Source organism: Erwinia oleae, from assembly GCF_000770305.1.
Classification (GTDB): Bacteria; Pseudomonadota; Gammaproteobacteria; order Enterobacterales; family Enterobacteriaceae; genus Erwinia; species Erwinia oleae.
In genome coordinates this window covers 57,702-72,371 of record NZ_JNVB01000020.1, presented here as the reverse complement: position 1 = coordinate 72,371, position 14,670 = coordinate 57,702, and the positions used below count along the sequence as shown (strand labels likewise).

At 53.7% G+C, this 14,670-nt stretch carries 15 protein-coding genes; 10 read left to right on the top strand and 5 right to left on the bottom strand.

Going from position 1 to position 14,670, the window contains the following annotated elements:
- Window positions 1–5: 5 nt before the first annotated feature.
- The gene (locus tag GS12_RS08720; RefSeq protein WP_034945956.1) at window positions 6–929 is read left to right on the top strand and encodes a dihydrodipicolinate synthase family protein; all 924 of its coding nucleotides are present in this window, start codon (window positions 6–8) and stop codon (window positions 927–929) included.
- Here the strand turns inward: GS12_RS08720 and GS12_RS08715 are convergent.
- The gene (locus tag GS12_RS08715) at window positions 913–2,007 is read right to left on the bottom strand and encodes a glutamine amidotransferase-related protein (protein WP_034945953.1); all 1,095 of its coding nucleotides are present in this window, start codon (window positions 2,005–2,007) and stop codon (window positions 913–915) included. The genes GS12_RS08720 and GS12_RS08715 overlap by 17 nt on opposite strands.
- 78 nt (window positions 2,008–2,085) lie before the next feature.
- Here GS12_RS08715 and GS12_RS08710 point away from each other — a divergent pair, with 78 nt between their 5' ends.
- The 3 genes from GS12_RS08710 (at window position 2,086) to GS12_RS08700 (ending at window position 4,574) form a co-directional block, all read left to right on the top strand.
- Window positions 2,086–3,306 carry a pyridoxal phosphate-dependent aminotransferase gene (locus GS12_RS08710; protein ID WP_034945950.1) on the top strand — a complete coding sequence of 407 codons (1,221 nt, stop codon included), beginning with the start codon at window positions 2,086–2,088 and terminating at the stop codon, window positions 3,304–3,306.
- Between the two features lie 62 nt (window positions 3,307–3,368).
- Window positions 3,369–4,067: an alpha/beta fold hydrolase gene (locus GS12_RS08705; protein ID WP_034945947.1), complete on the top strand. Its 699-nt coding sequence runs from the start codon at window positions 3,369–3,371 to the stop codon at window positions 4,065–4,067.
- 78 nt (window positions 4,068–4,145) lie between these two features.
- Window positions 4,146–4,574 carry a DUF3828 domain-containing protein gene (locus GS12_RS08700; protein WP_034911529.1) on the top strand — a complete coding sequence of 143 codons (429 nt, stop codon included), beginning with the start codon at window positions 4,146–4,148 and terminating at the stop codon, window positions 4,572–4,574.
- Between the two features lie 21 nt (window positions 4,575–4,595).
- Here GS12_RS08700 and GS12_RS08695 read toward each other — a convergent pair whose 3' ends face one another.
- A complete protein-coding gene (locus tag GS12_RS08695; RefSeq protein WP_034945945.1) occupies window positions 4,596–5,522 on the bottom strand; it encodes a VirK/YbjX family protein in 927 nt (308 codons plus the stop codon).
- Window positions 5,523–5,753: 231 nt separating this feature from the next.
- Here GS12_RS08695 and GS12_RS08690 point away from each other — a divergent pair, with 231 nt between their 5' ends.
- Entirely contained in the window at window positions 5,754–6,716 is a 963-nt protein-coding gene (locus GS12_RS08690; RefSeq protein ID WP_034945942.1) for a DMT family transporter, read from the top strand.
- Between the two features lie 820 nt (window positions 6,717–7,536).
- Here the strand turns inward: GS12_RS08690 and GS12_RS08685 are convergent.
- Window positions 7,537–7,932: a transposase gene (locus GS12_RS08685; RefSeq protein ID WP_034911534.1), complete on the bottom strand. Its 396-nt coding sequence runs from the start codon at window positions 7,930–7,932 to the stop codon at window positions 7,537–7,539.
- Window positions 7,933–8,461: 529 nt separating this feature from the next.
- Between GS12_RS08685 and GS12_RS08680 the strand changes: the two genes are divergently transcribed.
- Window positions 8,462–9,718 carry an MATE family efflux transporter gene (locus GS12_RS08680; protein ID WP_034911538.1) on the top strand — a complete coding sequence of 419 codons (1,257 nt, stop codon included), beginning with the start codon at window positions 8,462–8,464 and terminating at the stop codon, window positions 9,716–9,718.
- 8 nt (window positions 9,719–9,726) lie between these two features.
- Window positions 9,727–10,686, top strand: a complete 960-nt coding sequence (locus GS12_RS08675; RefSeq protein WP_034911541.1) for an ATP-grasp fold amidoligase family protein — start codon at window positions 9,727–9,729, stop codon at window positions 10,684–10,686.
- A 35-nt stretch (window positions 10,687–10,721) separates the two neighbouring features.
- On the opposite strand, the gene GS12_RS08670 is transcribed toward GS12_RS08675, so the two are convergent.
- The gene (locus GS12_RS08670) at window positions 10,722–11,003 is read right to left on the bottom strand and encodes a YjcB family protein (protein WP_034911543.1); all 282 of its coding nucleotides are present in this window, start codon (window positions 11,001–11,003) and stop codon (window positions 10,722–10,724) included.
- Window positions 11,004–11,289: 286 nt separating this feature from the next.
- Complete coding sequence (gene soxS / locus GS12_RS08665; protein WP_034911546.1) at window positions 11,290–11,697, bottom strand: superoxide response transcriptional regulator SoxS; 408 nt, start codon at window positions 11,695–11,697, stop codon at window positions 11,290–11,292.
- A gap of 119 nt (window positions 11,698–11,816) precedes the next feature.
- On the opposite strand from soxS, the gene soxR reads away from it, so the two are divergent.
- The 3 genes from soxR to GS12_RS08650 all read left to right on the top strand — a co-directional run bounded on the left by soxR (window position 11,817) and on the right by GS12_RS08650 (window position 14,611).
- Window positions 11,817–12,287, top strand: coding sequence for a redox-sensitive transcriptional activator SoxR (soxR, locus tag GS12_RS08660; RefSeq protein ID WP_034911548.1), 471 nt, complete (start codon window positions 11,817–11,819; stop codon window positions 12,285–12,287).
- 41 nt (window positions 12,288–12,328) lie between these two features.
- Window positions 12,329–12,991, top strand: coding sequence for a glutathione S-transferase family protein (locus GS12_RS08655; RefSeq protein WP_034945939.1), 663 nt, complete (start codon window positions 12,329–12,331; stop codon window positions 12,989–12,991).
- A 270-nt stretch (window positions 12,992–13,261) separates the two neighbouring features.
- Complete coding sequence (locus GS12_RS08650; protein WP_034945936.1) at window positions 13,262–14,611, top strand: NCS2 family permease; 1,350 nt, start codon at window positions 13,262–13,264, stop codon at window positions 14,609–14,611.
- The last annotated feature ends 59 nt before the right edge of the window (window positions 14,612–14,670 follow it).

Sequence of the window (14,670 nt, the reverse complement as noted above, 5' to 3'; positions counted from 1 at the left end):
CCAGTATGAAAGACATTAACGAGTGCCGTGAACGCCTGCGGGGCATTTTCAACATTACGGTGACGCCTTTTGATGCGCAGGGCGACATCGATTTTGCCGCGCTGGCGGAAAATATCGAGCGGGTAATTGCGCTGGGCTACGACGGTATTTTAATTGGCGGCACCTACGGCGAGTTTCCGGTGATGTCGCTGGACGAGCGTCGCCGGCTGTTTAATGAGGTGATGGCGGTTGTCGGCGATCGTGTGCCGGTGATGCTGTGCAGCGCCTCTTCCTCGCCGCGCGAAGTACGCGAGCTTACCGCGCTGGCGGGCGATCTGGGCGGCCTGCCGATGGTGACCCCGCCATTCGTCAGTGAGATCACCGACGAGCAGATTCACGCGTTTTTCCAGGAGATGGCGCCGCTGTCGAAAACCGGCATCCTGATCTATAACGCGCCGGGCATCGGTATCACGCTGTCGCCTGCCCAACTGGTGAAGCTGGCGGAGATCCCCGGCGTGGTTGGTATCAAGCAGGGCGATCTTAACCCAACGGCCATTGATCAGATCGCTAACCAGCTTCGCGGGCGGCTGCGCCTGTTCTGCGCCTCCGATCTGGCTTTTCTCGGCCCGATGATGTGCGGTTTTGACGGCATCAGCACCACCAACAGCGGCGCACTGCCTGAAGTGATCCTCGCCACTTTCCGCGCGCTGGAGCAGGGCGATGCCGACACCGCGCGCGACCTGCATCAGCTGTGGTACGACTATCGTGCGCTGGCGCGCCAGCACGGCCAGCCGCAGTTAGTGAAGGCGGCGATGGCGCTGCGCGGCTTCAACGGCGGCACGGTTCGCGCGCCGCTCAAGCCGATATCGGACAGCGCACAGACGGCGCTGGCCGGGGTAATGGCTGCGCTTGCCCGCGACCCGCGCTGCGGCGTTACGCTTGCGCGCTGACCGCCGCGTTCAACAGAGCAGTAAACAGCGGATGGGGCGCATCCGGGCGTGACAGCAGTTCCGGGTGCCCCTGCACGCCGTGCCAGAAAGGATGCTCCGGCAGCGAGATGGCTTCCACAATGCCATCGGTTTCCGCACTGACCGCAACGCCGCTTGCCGCAAGCGGCGAACGCAGCGCGGGATTGAAGCGATAACGGTGATTGTAGGCCATCACGCCTGGCCCGGACGGAAGCGGCGCGCAGGGTGAAAACGGAAGCAGACCGCAGCGATGGCGACGATCGTCAAAGGCAATGAAGCTGTGCAGCGCGGCAGCTGGCGACACTTCGGCCAGCATTGCGTCGGCGTAGCCGGCCTGCGTTTGCAGGGCGGCGGTCGCCATGCTCTGCATGCCGAGACACAGCCCGAGCACCGGCAGTGGGCGATGCAGAGTGGCCGCCGCCAGACGGATCTGCCCGCGCACGACGCGCATGGATGAACCGCCCGGCAGGATCAGCGCGTCCAGCCCGCTCAGTTCATCGACATCGTCCGACAGGCCGTCCGGCGGCAGGAAGCGCAGCGTTATGCCAATGTTTAACTGATGGGCCGCATCGCCCAGCGCGGCAAGCGTGGGCGATTCACGCAGATCGGTTTCACGTCCCGGCAGGCCAATGCACAGCCGTGGCGCGGGAAGGGAAGACGGTGCCGTCGTCCAGCGACCAAAAGCGTCCGGCTGCAACTGCAACAGCTGCTGGCCGTGTTCATCGCTCAGCACCAGGCGGTCGCCCGCGTCCCGACTGAAGAGCCTGACGCCGGGAAGACGTTCAATGCGTGCCTGGTCGCGAGCGGCAAGCACGACAACGGCATCACTTTCAGGCAGCTGCACGACGTGCGTCACTTCCTGCGCATGGCTGTCGCGGTAGAGGCCGGTGGTTACGCAGTAGCCCGCGCTGACCACGTGCTGGTGGCTGTCCGGATAGTCGCCATCGAACGCAGGGCGCAGGCTCCACAGCGGCAGACGGTGAGCGGAAGACCAGCACACCGCGCTGGCGCCAAAGCGGGCCGGGCGTTGGGTATCATCAACAATGAAAGTAAGCGACACGGTAAGTTTCCTGTAAGCCTTGGGTTAAATCGTGTTCACGATTGTATTGATTGACGCTTTAAAGACAAAAGAGGATTTATGAATAATAACCACATCGCGCGCCGCATGCAGCAGGTACGACCTTCGCCCACTGCCGCCATCTCCGATCGCGTGCGCGAGCTCGAAGCGGCTGGCAGAAGAGTCATCAACCTGGGAGAAGGCGAGCTGGATTTCGCCACGCCGCAGACTATCGCTTATGCGGGGATTGCCGCCATCATCGGCGAACAGACAAAATATACCGCCGTGGCGGGCACCGCTTCGCTGAAAACGGCTATCGCGCAGAAGTTCCTGCGGGACAATCAGCTCACCTTTACCCACAGCGAAATCATCGCGGGCAGCGGCGCCAAACAGCTTATTTTTAATGCGCTGCTGGCAACGGTCGATCCAGGGCAGCAGGTTATCATTCCTGCGCCTTACTGGGTCTCCTATCCTGACATGGTGGCTATCGCCGAGGGCGAACCGGTGATTGTGCCCTGCCACGAAGCACACGGCTGGAAGCTTCAGCCTGACGATCTGGCAAAAGCGCTGACGCCGCAAACCCGCTGGCTAATCCTGAATTCGCCGGGAAATCCTACCGGCGCGCTCTACAGCATGGATGAATTGCGCGCGCTGGCGGAGGTGTTATCAGACTGGCCGAACGTGATGATTATGGCAGACGATATCTATGAGCCACTGCGCTACGGCGGCGCCGCCTTTACTACCTTCGCCGCCGCCGCGCCTGAACTTGCTGGCCGAACGCTGACCATCAATGGCGTGTCGAAAAGCCATGCGATGACCGGCTGGCGGCTGGGATACGCAGCCGGGCCCGCCTGGCTGATCGCCGCCATGCAGGTGCTTCAGTCGCAAAGCACGTCGAATCCTTCCAGTATTTCTCAGGCCGCCGCAGAAGCCGCGCTGGTGCAGCCACCCACCTTTCTGGCGGGATGGATCGGCAAACTTGAACAGCGTCAGCAGCGGGTGCTGGCCATGATAGCTGAGATTGACGGCATGAGCGCCCGCGTGCCTGAAGGCGCATTTTATGTGTTTGCCAACTGCCAGGGATTGATCGGACGCGTGACACCGGCGGGAGACGTGCTGGAGGACGATCGCGCGGTGGCTGCCTGGCTGCTGGCGGAATCGGGCGTGGCGGTGCTGCACGGCTCTGCGTTTGGTACGCCGGGCTATTTACGTATCGCCTACGCCATTAATGATGCGGTGCTGGACGAAGCGTGCCTGAAACTGGCGGCGGCGGCGGCGACACTGCGTCAGGCGGAAAAATAACGGCGTTACAGACCGGCCAGCGCTGCTATCCTTATCGCGTTGAGTGGTAAGGAGTTCATGTAATGGCAGGTCTGGTTTTACTGCCTGGCGTCATGTGTGACGCCGGTCTGTGGCAAAAAGTTGAAAGCGATCTTTCGCCGTTCGGCCCGCTGATTTTTGGCGACCTCTCTCAGGGGAATTCCGTCGAAGAGATGGCGGAAAGCGTACTTCAGCAGTGTCCCGCAACGTTCACGCTGGTTGGCTTTTCAATGGGCGGATTTGTGGCGCGCGAGATCCTGCGCCGCGTGCCGGAAAGGGTCGAACGACTGATCCTGATCGCCACCTCCAGCCAGCCGGACAGCGAACGCGCTCGCCGGGCGAAAGCCGCTACGGCGGCGGCGCTGGCATCGACCAGCGGCCCGTTCCGTGGGCTGGGCCAGAAGGCTATTGCGCTCTCGCTCAGCGCAAAGCGCGCCGACGATGAGGCGCTACAGGCCGTCATTCGCGCCATGAGCCTGCGGATGGGCAGGGAAGCTTACCGCCGCCAGCTGTTGATGACGCGCCGTGGCGATACGGCATTGCTGAGGCAGATAAGCTGCCCGACGCTGGTCGTTGCGGCGGCGGACGATCGCATGCGGACGATGGCCGAGTCACAAACCCTTTGCGATAACATTCCTCATGCCACGCTTGAAGTCATTGCCGGTTCAGGCCATATGCTGCCGCTGGAACAGCCGCAGGCGCTGGCGGCTCTGCTCACGCGCTGGTTGCGCAATGATGCATAAACGGTTACTAAAAAAACGCACGGAAAGCGGTGCAACAGGGTAGATTAGCGGGGCAATAAATGAGCAGAGATGGCATTGATGAAAAAAGGGTTACTGGCTTGCAGCCTGATGCTGTTTACGCTGCGCGCGACGGCAGCCGATCCTGAAGCAATCGGCAGGGATTTTTATAACTGGTATTTAACGGCGCTGAGTCAGGATGAGAGCCCTATCGACGAGCACGATCCCCTGCTGAAAAAATACGTGACGCCGCAGCTATTGCAGAAGATCTCTGTACTGATTAAAAGTCCTGATGGTATGGATGATGACTATTTTTTACAGGATCAGGACTACAGCGATGACTGGGTTGATCACGTCAGCGTCGGGCGTTTCACCGTTAACGGCGAGGCCGCGTCCGGCGATGTGATTTTAGGCAACGGCTTTGATGATGCGCAGCGTTTGCTGGTGACGCTGCATCGGGTCGGTGACAGCTGGCTGATTGATGATGTGGCAAAAGAAGAGACGCGCTGAATCCTCGCGCCGCGTCCTTAATTAACGAGGAAACGACGCGCTCAGCGCATCCAGTAGCGCATAGCGGCGGCGCGCCTCTGCACGTTTTTTACTGGCGATTTCCTCAAGCGGTTTACGCTCAATGCTTTGCGGCAGCAAATTGAGGCTTTTCGATTGTGGCTGCGCGTTCAGCGATGCCCAGAATTCATTGTAGCTGGCATGAAACACGCGCCGCTTTCTCATTCTGTAGCGCAGGCTGCGGAAAACATGGCCTTCATCGCTGACGCCATAAATTTTGCCGATGTGGTTTTCAGCGGCAAATATCATCAGTTGTTCAATCAGTAATCGTTTGGGAAATAGCCCATGACAGGCGCGCGTTGCATCGCGGATCAGCGAATGCGGCGTATCGCGGTGCGCACCCTGCATGCCGCCGATAATCAGCACTTGCTCTTTCTGATCCTGCATGACCGTAAAGGTCAGGATGGCCAGACGAACTCCGTCGCAGGTGATATACAGGTTTGCTTCGCCCTCTCTTTCACAGGTACCGGTACAGGCCAGAGTGATGGCAACGTCCTCGTCATTTTTCCCCCGGAACTGTGCCAGCGTGGTGCCTGCGACCGTCAGCATCGCCTGGCGCAGGCGTGGAGTCGTCAGCGACCGGACGAACTGATAATGATCGATAATGGCCTGAGCACGCGCGGCGGTTGCCATGCCGCCATATAAATAGGGGCGATGTGCTTTTGCGGGCAACGTGGACTGAACCGGCAGGATATCGCGCATTATTGCATTGCTGGCCAGTGCATCGACCAGCTTCCAGGTCACTGAGGGATAGATGAGCGAGCGGAAGAGATATTTCACCCGATAACGGCGCGTTGACCACAGCTTACCGGGCCTTAACCGGCCGGACACCAATGAAAGAAAAACGGTCAGGCCACTCTCCTGACGGCGGACTAATGCAGTATCAGACATGCTCAACCTGTGTAATCAATCTACGTGGGAGAGACATTGAATCACCGCGTATTTCAACCTCACTTCAACCATGCTCAGGGCGTAATGCCTTTTTCATCATGGTTGAGATGATGTTTATCTTCCGCGCTGCGAGAGAGGCAAAGCGGGTGGTGCAGATTCCTGCATGCTACAATCTTTCTTCATCAGCGCGGGTGACAATCACCGCCGGTTTGATTGATATGCAGGTTATCTATGTTAGCGGGTGTTGTTTTTGCTCTCTGTGCAGGCCTGATGTGGGGGCTGATTTTTGTCGGGCCGCTACTGGTGCCGGACTATCCGGGGGCGTTGCAGTCGGTGGCGCGCTACGTCGCCTTTGGCCTTATTGCTCTGCCTCTTGCCTGGCGCGATCGTCGCCGTCTTGCGCTGTTGACCCGCAGCGACTGGCATGAAGCGCTAAAACTGGCTCTGGTCGGTAACCTCCTTTATTACACCTTTCTGGCAAGTGCGATTCAGCGCACCGGCGCGCCCGTTTCAACCATGATCATCGGCACGCTGCCTGTGATAATCACCATTAGCGCGAACTATTTCTATGGTCATCACGATGGCAGACTGCCCTGGCGTAAACTGTTGCCGGTACTGCTGCTTATCGCGATGGGGCTGGGGCTGGTTAACGTTGCGGAATGGCAAAGCGCTAACCATCACGGCGATGCCTCGCACTATCTGACGGGCATCGCGCTGGCCCTATGCGCCCTGATCTGCTGGACATGGTATCCGTTGCGAAACGCGCGCTGGCTTCGCGCGCATCCCGAAAAGAATGCCACCACCTGGGCCACGGCGCAGGGCATCGCCACGCTGCCGCTGGCGCTAATCGGGTATCTGCTGGTGAGCTTACAACTGCATACCGCCGATCCTGCTTTCACGCTGCCGCTGGGGCCAAAGCCAGAAATTTTTCTACCGCTCATGCTTTCCATTGGCTTGTTCTGTTCATGGCTGGGCACGCTGTGCTGGAATGAAGCCAGCCAGAGACTCCCGACGGTGCTGGTGGGGCCGCTGATTGTCTTCGAGATCCTTGCCGGGTTGGGTTATACCTTTCTGTTACGTCAGAGCTGGCCGCCGCCGATCACCGCTGTTGGCATCCTCTGTCTTTTGACTGGCGTGGTCCTGACAACGCTGATTAAACCAGCGCCTGTTATTCGTCGCATCGCAAAAAAATAGCCTGTTGTCAGGTTTCCTCTGGTCATTTCTCATTAAAAATGGCCTTTCTGGCCGTCTGTTACCTTTCAGAACTGTGAGCCATATCGTGTTTTTCAGACTCTTTACCGCATGTGTTTATGCTTTTTACCGGGCTATAACTGCATAAAAAACACCTTGTTCAGGCGTCCTGCGTTTCTGTAATGATGGATAAAGCAGACCGTATTAACGAGCAATCAGATATATTTGAGACGACTTTAGTAAAGGTAAACCAGACTTAATTCAAATTATCAGCGCACGCACGCGTTCCCTGAACGTCAAAAAAACGTTAAACACATTAGTTTCTTTCGTATGGCATGTAAGAAGGCAGCACCCTAAAACAGGGTATTTATCATAAAGCATAAAGTTTTTTTAACGGTTTGACTTAGGTGGAATGCCGTTGTGAAGCGGTGGTGTACTGCTGTACGCGGGTTTGCCTGAAAAAATGGACTAGCATAATAAATGCAATTTTGCGGAAAGATGCAGATTTGTGAATCATTTAATCAGAAATAAACATACAATTTACTTAAGTGTTTTGTATGATTTTTGAGCAATAATTAAAAAGGGCTTAAGTCTTGAAGGGCGCATTTATCTTTGCAGACAAAGATAGATGCGCGCTCAAGATATTGAAAATAAATGATTTTAATTCAGTGGCGTGTGAAGTTCTGGCCTGGTAAGCGATAAAAAAATAGAATCATTCATCAATGAAAATCGCTTTTACAAGAAACTGCTCTTCATATTCAATTAGTAATGTGAATATTAAAGGGGATTCATAAATTGCTAAAAATGTGTACTAAATCGCATTTTATTGGTTTTCCAGATTGTAGGGATAATGATAAACACTACGGCTAATATCTAACAAACGGCAGCTCCGGCGGGTGCCAATCTCAAAGGTATCTTGTAGATAATTAACGGCCTGTCGCTTGTCATTAGTGGTAAAAAAGTTTTTAAGGACGCTTTGTAGCATCTCCTTATCAGACATCAGCGTCTGCATTTCACGCTGAACGTAATGTAGCCGCTCTTCTAAATCCTTGATCTTTCTTCCTTCTTCGGAGGAAAGTCCGGCATATTTCTTCTTCCAGCTATAAAAGGTGGCTTCGGAGATGCCGAGCTCTTCACATATCTCTTTAACCTTTACCCCACGCTCGGATGCTTTAATCGCGCTGGTGATTTGTTCCTCTGTATATCGTGACTTTCTCATAGATGCTATTACCTTTCTTAACTATCACAAAAATGGAATGACTAAATTAATGAATGGATCTGATTAAAATCAAATAGACGTAACGGCGCGTCGCAGCGCATTCAAAAATATCAGGATTAACTTAAGTGATTATTTCAAAATATCATCATGGGATTTCTCCGATTTTATTTGTAATACCGAGAGTGACCTTTCGATATCTCACTTTTTGTTATAAATTCTTTTCACGCCAGCAACAAGGCCAGTGAAAAATTCAGAATGATTCACCCTGCGGTGCAAAAAATCCTGTGCCATGCTATCTGACGGATTTTACGCTTTTGGTGAATAGAATCAGGGTGGTAGGAATTAGTAAGATTAATCTTTAAGGCAGGCAGCATTGAAATTCGTCTTTTAAATAAGAGCGGTATTTTTTTGCGCGCAACATTCTAAATAATATAGCCGTATCATTTTTTTCGCAGGCCAATGCCAGGCGAGATTTTTTGAAGTAAACACGGATGTGGTAAACGCAGACAGAATTTCAAAGGATGCTTCGATGAAACACAGTGTTATGTCCAACGCCGTCTGGATGATGTCGGAAAAAATCGTTTCCGTATTCGGCGTGATATTTGTTACATCCTATGTTGCAAAATCCTTTGGTCCATCCGTTTTTGGACAAATAGCATTTTCTGCATCACTTTTTTCAATTGTTCAGGCCGTCGCCATATTTGGTACTGAAACTATTCTGTTTAAGAGTATTAGCAAAAGTGCACCACGAGGGATACGGCTGATGGCTGTGGCAAAACGGCTCCGTATGGCGCTGTTATTGTTACTTTCTGCACCGGTGCTGCTGTACATCTGGCTGACCATGCGAGAAAATTTTCTGGTGTTCGCCGTTGCTTCTTTTTTCGCAGCGTTGTTCGTTACCCAGGATATTTTCAGCGTTTACAATAACGCGCGTCTGGCGTCACGTATGAACACCATTGCCAACGCCATCGGTATGCTGCTGAGCTTTGCTATCAGCTTCGCCGTGGCCTGGTTAAGGCTCAGCCCGCTGCTGCTGTCGCTGTCGATTGTTGCGGTTACGCTGGTGCCATACCTGATCAAACGCAGCATGTTTTATCAGGCCAACAGCATTACGCTTCCGCCAAAGCGAAAGCAAAAAAGCTATCTGCGTTATCTGCTGCACGCAGGCCTGCCGCTGGCAATTTCCAGCGTCTTTATCTCCATTCAGGTCAAGCTGGCGCAGTTTTTTTTGGTGGGTGTGGGTTCAGCGCATGAACTGGGCTTGTTTACCGCCGCGAATACGATTTCGGCCTCATGGATCTTTATTCCTGTGGCGATCATCACATCCTGTTTTTCTGAAATCTTCAGAGAGCGCGCGGATGTTGCAGTAAAACTGGCCGCGAGGCTGAATGGTTATGTTATGGCAGTTTCGTTTTTGATGCTTTTGATCGTTGCGCTTTTTGGCGAGGAAATCATCACTACCCTTTACGGGCATGACTACACAGAATCAGGAGATCTCGTTACGTTATTGTCGTTGGCAACCTGCTTATCGGCAATGGGAACAGTGGCATATCGCTATATGGTGAAAGAAGGGGGTTTTAATTACCTGCTGGTGAAGGTGATCTTGCTGGTGGTAATTAGCGTGGCAACCAACTGGTTTTTCATCCGTTCCTGGGGATTAACAGGCGCAGCCTGGAGCGTTCTTATTACTGAACTCTTATCTCTTACCGTAATGAACTATTTCTTTAAGAATGCAATTATTCTTAAAATACAGCTTTCCTCACTAAACTACAAAATATACAAATGAGGCCAAAAATGTTTAATCTCAAAAAAGAATTGAGAAAAGGCGCACTCTATCTTTTTAAGAAAATTCCATGGTCTTATCAGGATCGAATCTATTATTTACACAGATTTAAAAAGCTGCCTAACCTTCATCGACCAAAGCTTTTCAATGAAAAAGTTCTCTACAGGAAATTTATCATGGGAGATTATGTTCGATACGGAGCACTTTCAGACAAGTATTTAGTCAGAGACTATATTTCGCATACTATCGGTGATGAGTACTTAATACCACTGCTGCATGAAACGGCCGATCCGCGTACGCTGCTTGGACTCAAGTCGTTAAAAAATACCGTTATTAAGCCAAATCACGGTTCAGGTATGGTTGAAATACTGCTTGAAGAACCGGACAGCATACAGAAGCAGTTGCTGATTAAACGCTGTGATGAATGGCTGAGTCGCGACTTCTCGTATGAGGCACGCGAAATTCACTACCGTTATATCAAGCCGCGGATACTGGTGGAACAATATATCGGCGACGGAAAATTCGCCGCCATTGACTATAAGTTCCATATGTTCAACAAAAAAGATGGGAACTTTGAGTATGTGCTTCAGGTTATCTATAACCGTTGTGGCAACTCACCGTTATCGATGAACTTTTACGTTAACAATCTGACCCAGTGTTTTTATAAAATTCGTGATACCGGGCTGGATATCAGCAGTGAACTGGAAACCCTGGAAAGGGCGCTTGATCTGAGTAAAAAGCTGGCGGCTGATTTCGATTACGTGCGCGTTGACTGGTATATTAACGAAGGCCAGATCTTCTTTGGCGAACTGACCTTTACGCCCGGCGCGGGAATGGTCACGGGTCTGGGACAGGGGCTGGATAAGCTGATGGGCGACATGTGGCTTCAGGAAAATAAGCCAAACACGCCATCGCAAAATTACCAGCCAGCGGATATCACGACGATCCCTGCCGTGTTGAAGAAAATTTAAACACACACTGCGCCGCGATCGGCGGCGCCTTATGCTCACGGCATAGGAAAATTGGCTGGCGTGTTGTTCATGACGTTAATAAACGCATCGCGGACGATGTACCAGATGTGATGTAAATTCGCCATGCTTAACGTGATCCCCAGCAGGCCGGTGACGAACCAGCAGGACATGCCGATACCGATGCTGGTAAAGACGAATGCCATCACGTTGTGACTGGTCTGGCGGCATTTAACGTTAAATGTACTGGCAAAAAACATCATCACGGCGCTAATCAGTTCCCATCTCATCATCACCACGCCGGCGGTCAACGTACCCATAAGCTTTATCTACTCCACGCTATATCAGCCCCAACAAAAATGACGTCACGCGATTCGAGCGGCAGGTTGCCAGGGAAGCCTGCGTTAAAATCAGACATAAGCTGTCTTATAAGTGTGACGCAGGTCACATTATATCACCGTATTTTAAATTTTGAACAAATTTTGAACCTGGTATGGTAGTAACAAAGGCATCAGCGAGCGCGTGCCGGGGAAATTAAAGCGGAGGAAGGGTAATGATGCGTCCGCCGCCCCGACAGCACAGAGGAATATCGGGGCGAAGAGACAATCAGCAGGCCTGAGAACAGTCGTCGTTTGCGCGCCAGTTCGCAGCCGACGCGCCGCAGTCAAAATGATAGTGCGGTAGCGGCTGGCGGCGCATGGTATGGCGGTAAGCTGTCGGCGTCTGCGAGAACTGTCGACGAAAAACGCGTGAGAAGGTTTGCTGAGAATCGTAACCATACTGCATGGCGATATCGAAAACCGGCCGCTGCGTCTGCCGCAACGCTTCTGCCGCCCTGGTCAGGCGACGTTCACGAATATAGTTGCCTAATGTCTTTTTAGTCACCGAGCGGAAAATACGCTGAAGATGCCACTTGGAGTAGCCAGACTTCGCGGCGACCTCATTGATGGAGAGGGATTTATCCAGATTGCTGTCGATCCAGTCGGTAAGGGTGTGAATGATGTCGTCGTGCATACGTCTTTTCTCCCTGAGTGATGGGAACGGGTCATTAATTGAAAAAAGAGTTGAGAAGCTTCGCCTTCCTGATGGCTGATGAGTATAATTCCTCAAGTTAACTTGAGGTAAAGTGCCAAATGAAAAAAAGTCGCAATAACCTTAACAAGCGCGAACTTACGCCGGGCGATGTAGCGCAGCGCTGCGGGGTAGCCGTTTCAGCACTGCATTTCTATGAAAGCAAAGGCTTAATCAGCAGTTTTCGCAACAACGGAAACCAGCGGCGTTATCATCGCGACGTGCTGCGACGCGTGGCGATTATTAAAATCGCTCAGCGTATAGGCATTCCGCTGGCCACCATCGGCGAGCACCTGGCGCAGTTTCCTCCCGGCGAACGCATGTCGTCAAAAGAGTGGAAGGTGCTGACCGAACGCTGGCGAGAAGAACTCGACAGGCGCATCGAAACGCTGGCGCGGCTCCGGGACGATCTGGACGGCTGCATCGGTTGTGGCTGCCTGTCGATGGCGGATTGCCCGCTACGCAACCCCGGTGACCGGCTCAGCGAGCGCGGCACCGGCGCGATTTTGTTAGAGCCGGGTAGCGAGCCGTAGCGTCTATAATAAGGATCCTCTTCACAACACAAGGCCAGTTCATGATCACGGTTCATCACCTGAATAACTCCCGCTCGCAGCGCATCATCTGGATGCTGGAGGAGCTTGAGGTTCCTTATCAAATTAAACGCTATCAGCGCGAAGCGACCATGCTGGCGCCGGACGCGCTTAAGAAAGTACATCCGCTGGGAAAATCGCCGGTGATCACCGACGGCGAGCAGGTGGTTGCCGAGTCGGGCGCGATTCTGGAGTATCTGGCCGAGCGATATGACCTGGAAAAACGGCTGCTGCCGACCGGACAGGAAGCGCACCTTCAGTCGCGCTACTGGCTGCACTATGCGGAAGGTTCGCTGATGCCGCTGTTGGTGATGAAGCTGATTTTCAGTCGCATGGGGCAGCGGCCCGTCCCCTGGCTGCTGCGGCCCATTGGTAACGCCTTCGGTAAAGGCGTGCAAAAAGCCTGGCTGGATAAACAACTTGCCACGCATCGTCAGTTTATCGAGCAGCACCTGAGCAAGAATACGTGGTTTGCGGGAGCGCAGATGAGCATTGCCGATGTGCAGATGAGCTTCCCGCTTCAGGCGCTGAGCGCGCGCGGCGGTGCAGCGGTTTCGCCGGCCATTCAGGCATGGCTTAAGAACGTACAGGCGCGTCCCGCCTGGCAGCGCGCAATCGAGCAGGGCGGTGAGGTGCAGCTCAGCTAATTGTCCTCTCCTGAGAACAACGCAAAGCGAAAAAGAAATATATCCATGAACGGGTGTTGAAAAGGCACTATTAAACGCTGGATAATCGTTTGCCTTTTAAAACAATGCGGCCTTTTGCGTAGCGAAGTAAACGTTTGCTTTTTTCCGATCGCCGCCTACGGGCTTTTTGCGAGCGGTGAACATAGCGCCCCAGGATGGAAGCGTTGAACCCGATTGTGCTTCATGCGCCACGCATTAATAAACGATAAAAATTCTCAGGGGATTTTCACTATGTCGACACCTTCACCTCAGGCCGGCGGTTCGCTGGATGCCTGGTTTAACGTTTCTGCGCGCGGCTCCTCCGTGCGGCAGGAGATTCTGGCTGGCCTGACGACCTTTCTCGCCATGGTCTACTCGGTCATTGTTGTGCCGTCTATGCTTGGCAAAGCCGGTTTTCCGCCCACCGCCGTTTTCGTTTCAACCTGTCTGGTCGCTGGCCTGGGCTCACTGTTAATGGGGCTGTGGGCCAATTTGCCGCTGGCGATTGGCTGCGCGATCTCTCTGACGGCGTTCACCGCATTCAGTCTGGTGTTGGGGCAGCATATCAGCGTGCCGGTGGCGCTGGGTGCGGTGTTCCTGATGGGCGTACTGTTTACCGTTATTTCTGCAACCGGCATTCGCGCGTGGATTTTACGTAATCTGCCGATGGGCGTGGCGCACGGCACCGGTATCGGCATCGGTCTGTTTCTGCTGCTGATTGCCGCGGACGGCATCGGACTGGTGGTGAAAAATCCTGCGCCGGGCCTGCCGGTTTCGCTGGGTAACTTCGCGTCTTTTCCGGTGATGATGGCGATGCTTGGCCTGGCGGCAATTTTCGGTCTTGAGAAGCGTCGCGTGCCTGGCGGTATTCTGTTGACCATCATTGCGATTTCCATTATCGGCCTGATCTTCGATCCGGCGGTGAAATATCAGGGGCTGTTTGCCATGCCAAGCCTGCGCGATGCGCAGGGCCATTCACTGGTGTTCAGCCTGGATATTCTGGGCGCGCTGCAACCGGCGGTCCTGCCAAGCGTGCTGGCGCTGGTAATGACGGCGGTATTTGACGCGACCGGCACCATTCGCGCGGTGGCGGGGCAGGCAAACCTGCTGGATAAAAACAATCAGATTATAGACGGCGGCAAAGCGCTGACCACCGACTCCCTCAGCAGCATCTTTTCCGGCCTGGTCGGCGCATCGCCTGCGGCGGTCTATATTGAATCCGCAGCGGGTACGGCGGCGGGCGGCAAAACGGGGTTGACGGCAATTGTTGTCGGCATTCTGTTCCTGCTGATCCTGTTCCTTTCGCCGCTGGCGTATCTGGTGCCGGGCTATGCCACCGCACCGGCGTTGATGTACGTGGGCCTGTTGATGCTGAGCAACGTTTCAAAAATCGATTTCAACGATTTTGTTGATGCGATGGCGGGGCTGGTGACGGCGGTGTTTATCGTGCTGACGTGTAACATTGTCACCGGCATTATGCTTGGCTTCGGTTCGCTGGTGATCGGTCGCATCTTCGCGGGCGAGTGGCGTAAGCTGAATATTGGCACGGTGATTATCGCCGTCGCGCTGATCGCCTTTTACGCGGGCGGCTGGGCAATCTGATCGCACAGGGCCGGTTATCCGGCCTTTTTTTATTTTTCGGCTTTTTCCCTCCTGAATAA

Bases quoted from the DNA above. Each gene is read 5' to 3' on its own strand.
- GS12_RS08690 (WP_034945942.1), top strand. From the start codon at position 5,754: ATGTTAGCGGGTGTTGTTTTTGCTCTCTGTGCAGGCCTGATGTGGGGG.
- GS12_RS08685 (WP_034911534.1), bottom strand. From the start codon at position 7,932: ATGAGAAAGTCACGATATACAGAGGAACAAATCACCAGCGCGATTAAA.
- GS12_RS08705 (WP_034945947.1), top strand. From the start codon at position 3,369: ATGGCAGGTCTGGTTTTACTGCCTGGCGTCATGTGTGACGCCGGTCTG.
- GS12_RS08695 (WP_034945945.1), bottom strand. From the start codon at position 5,522: ATGTCTGATACTGCATTAGTCCGCCGTCAGGAGAGTGGCCTGACCGTT.
- GS12_RS08650 (WP_034945936.1), top strand. From the start codon at position 13,262: ATGTCGACACCTTCACCTCAGGCCGGCGGTTCGCTGGATGCCTGGTTT.
- GS12_RS08680 (WP_034911538.1), top strand. From the start codon at position 8,462: ATGAAACACAGTGTTATGTCCAACGCCGTCTGGATGATGTCGGAAAAA.
- GS12_RS08700 (WP_034911529.1), top strand. From the start codon at position 4,146: ATGAAAAAAGGGTTACTGGCTTGCAGCCTGATGCTGTTTACGCTGCGC.
- GS12_RS08655 (WP_034945939.1), top strand. From the start codon at position 12,329: ATGATCACGGTTCATCACCTGAATAACTCCCGCTCGCAGCGCATCATC.
- GS12_RS08675 (WP_034911541.1), top strand. From the start codon at position 9,727: ATGTTTAATCTCAAAAAAGAATTGAGAAAAGGCGCACTCTATCTTTTT.
- soxS (WP_034911546.1), bottom strand. From the start codon at position 11,697: ATGCACGACGACATCATTCACACCCTTACCGACTGGATCGACAGCAAT.
- GS12_RS08710 (WP_034945950.1), top strand. From the start codon at position 2,086: ATGAATAATAACCACATCGCGCGCCGCATGCAGCAGGTACGACCTTCG.
- soxR (WP_034911548.1), top strand. From the start codon at position 11,817: ATGAAAAAAAGTCGCAATAACCTTAACAAGCGCGAACTTACGCCGGGC.
- GS12_RS08670 (WP_034911543.1), bottom strand. From the start codon at position 11,003: ATGGGTACGTTGACCGCCGGCGTGGTGATGATGAGATGGGAACTGATT.
- GS12_RS08720 (WP_034945956.1), top strand. From the start codon at position 6: ATGAAAGACATTAACGAGTGCCGTGAACGCCTGCGGGGCATTTTCAAC.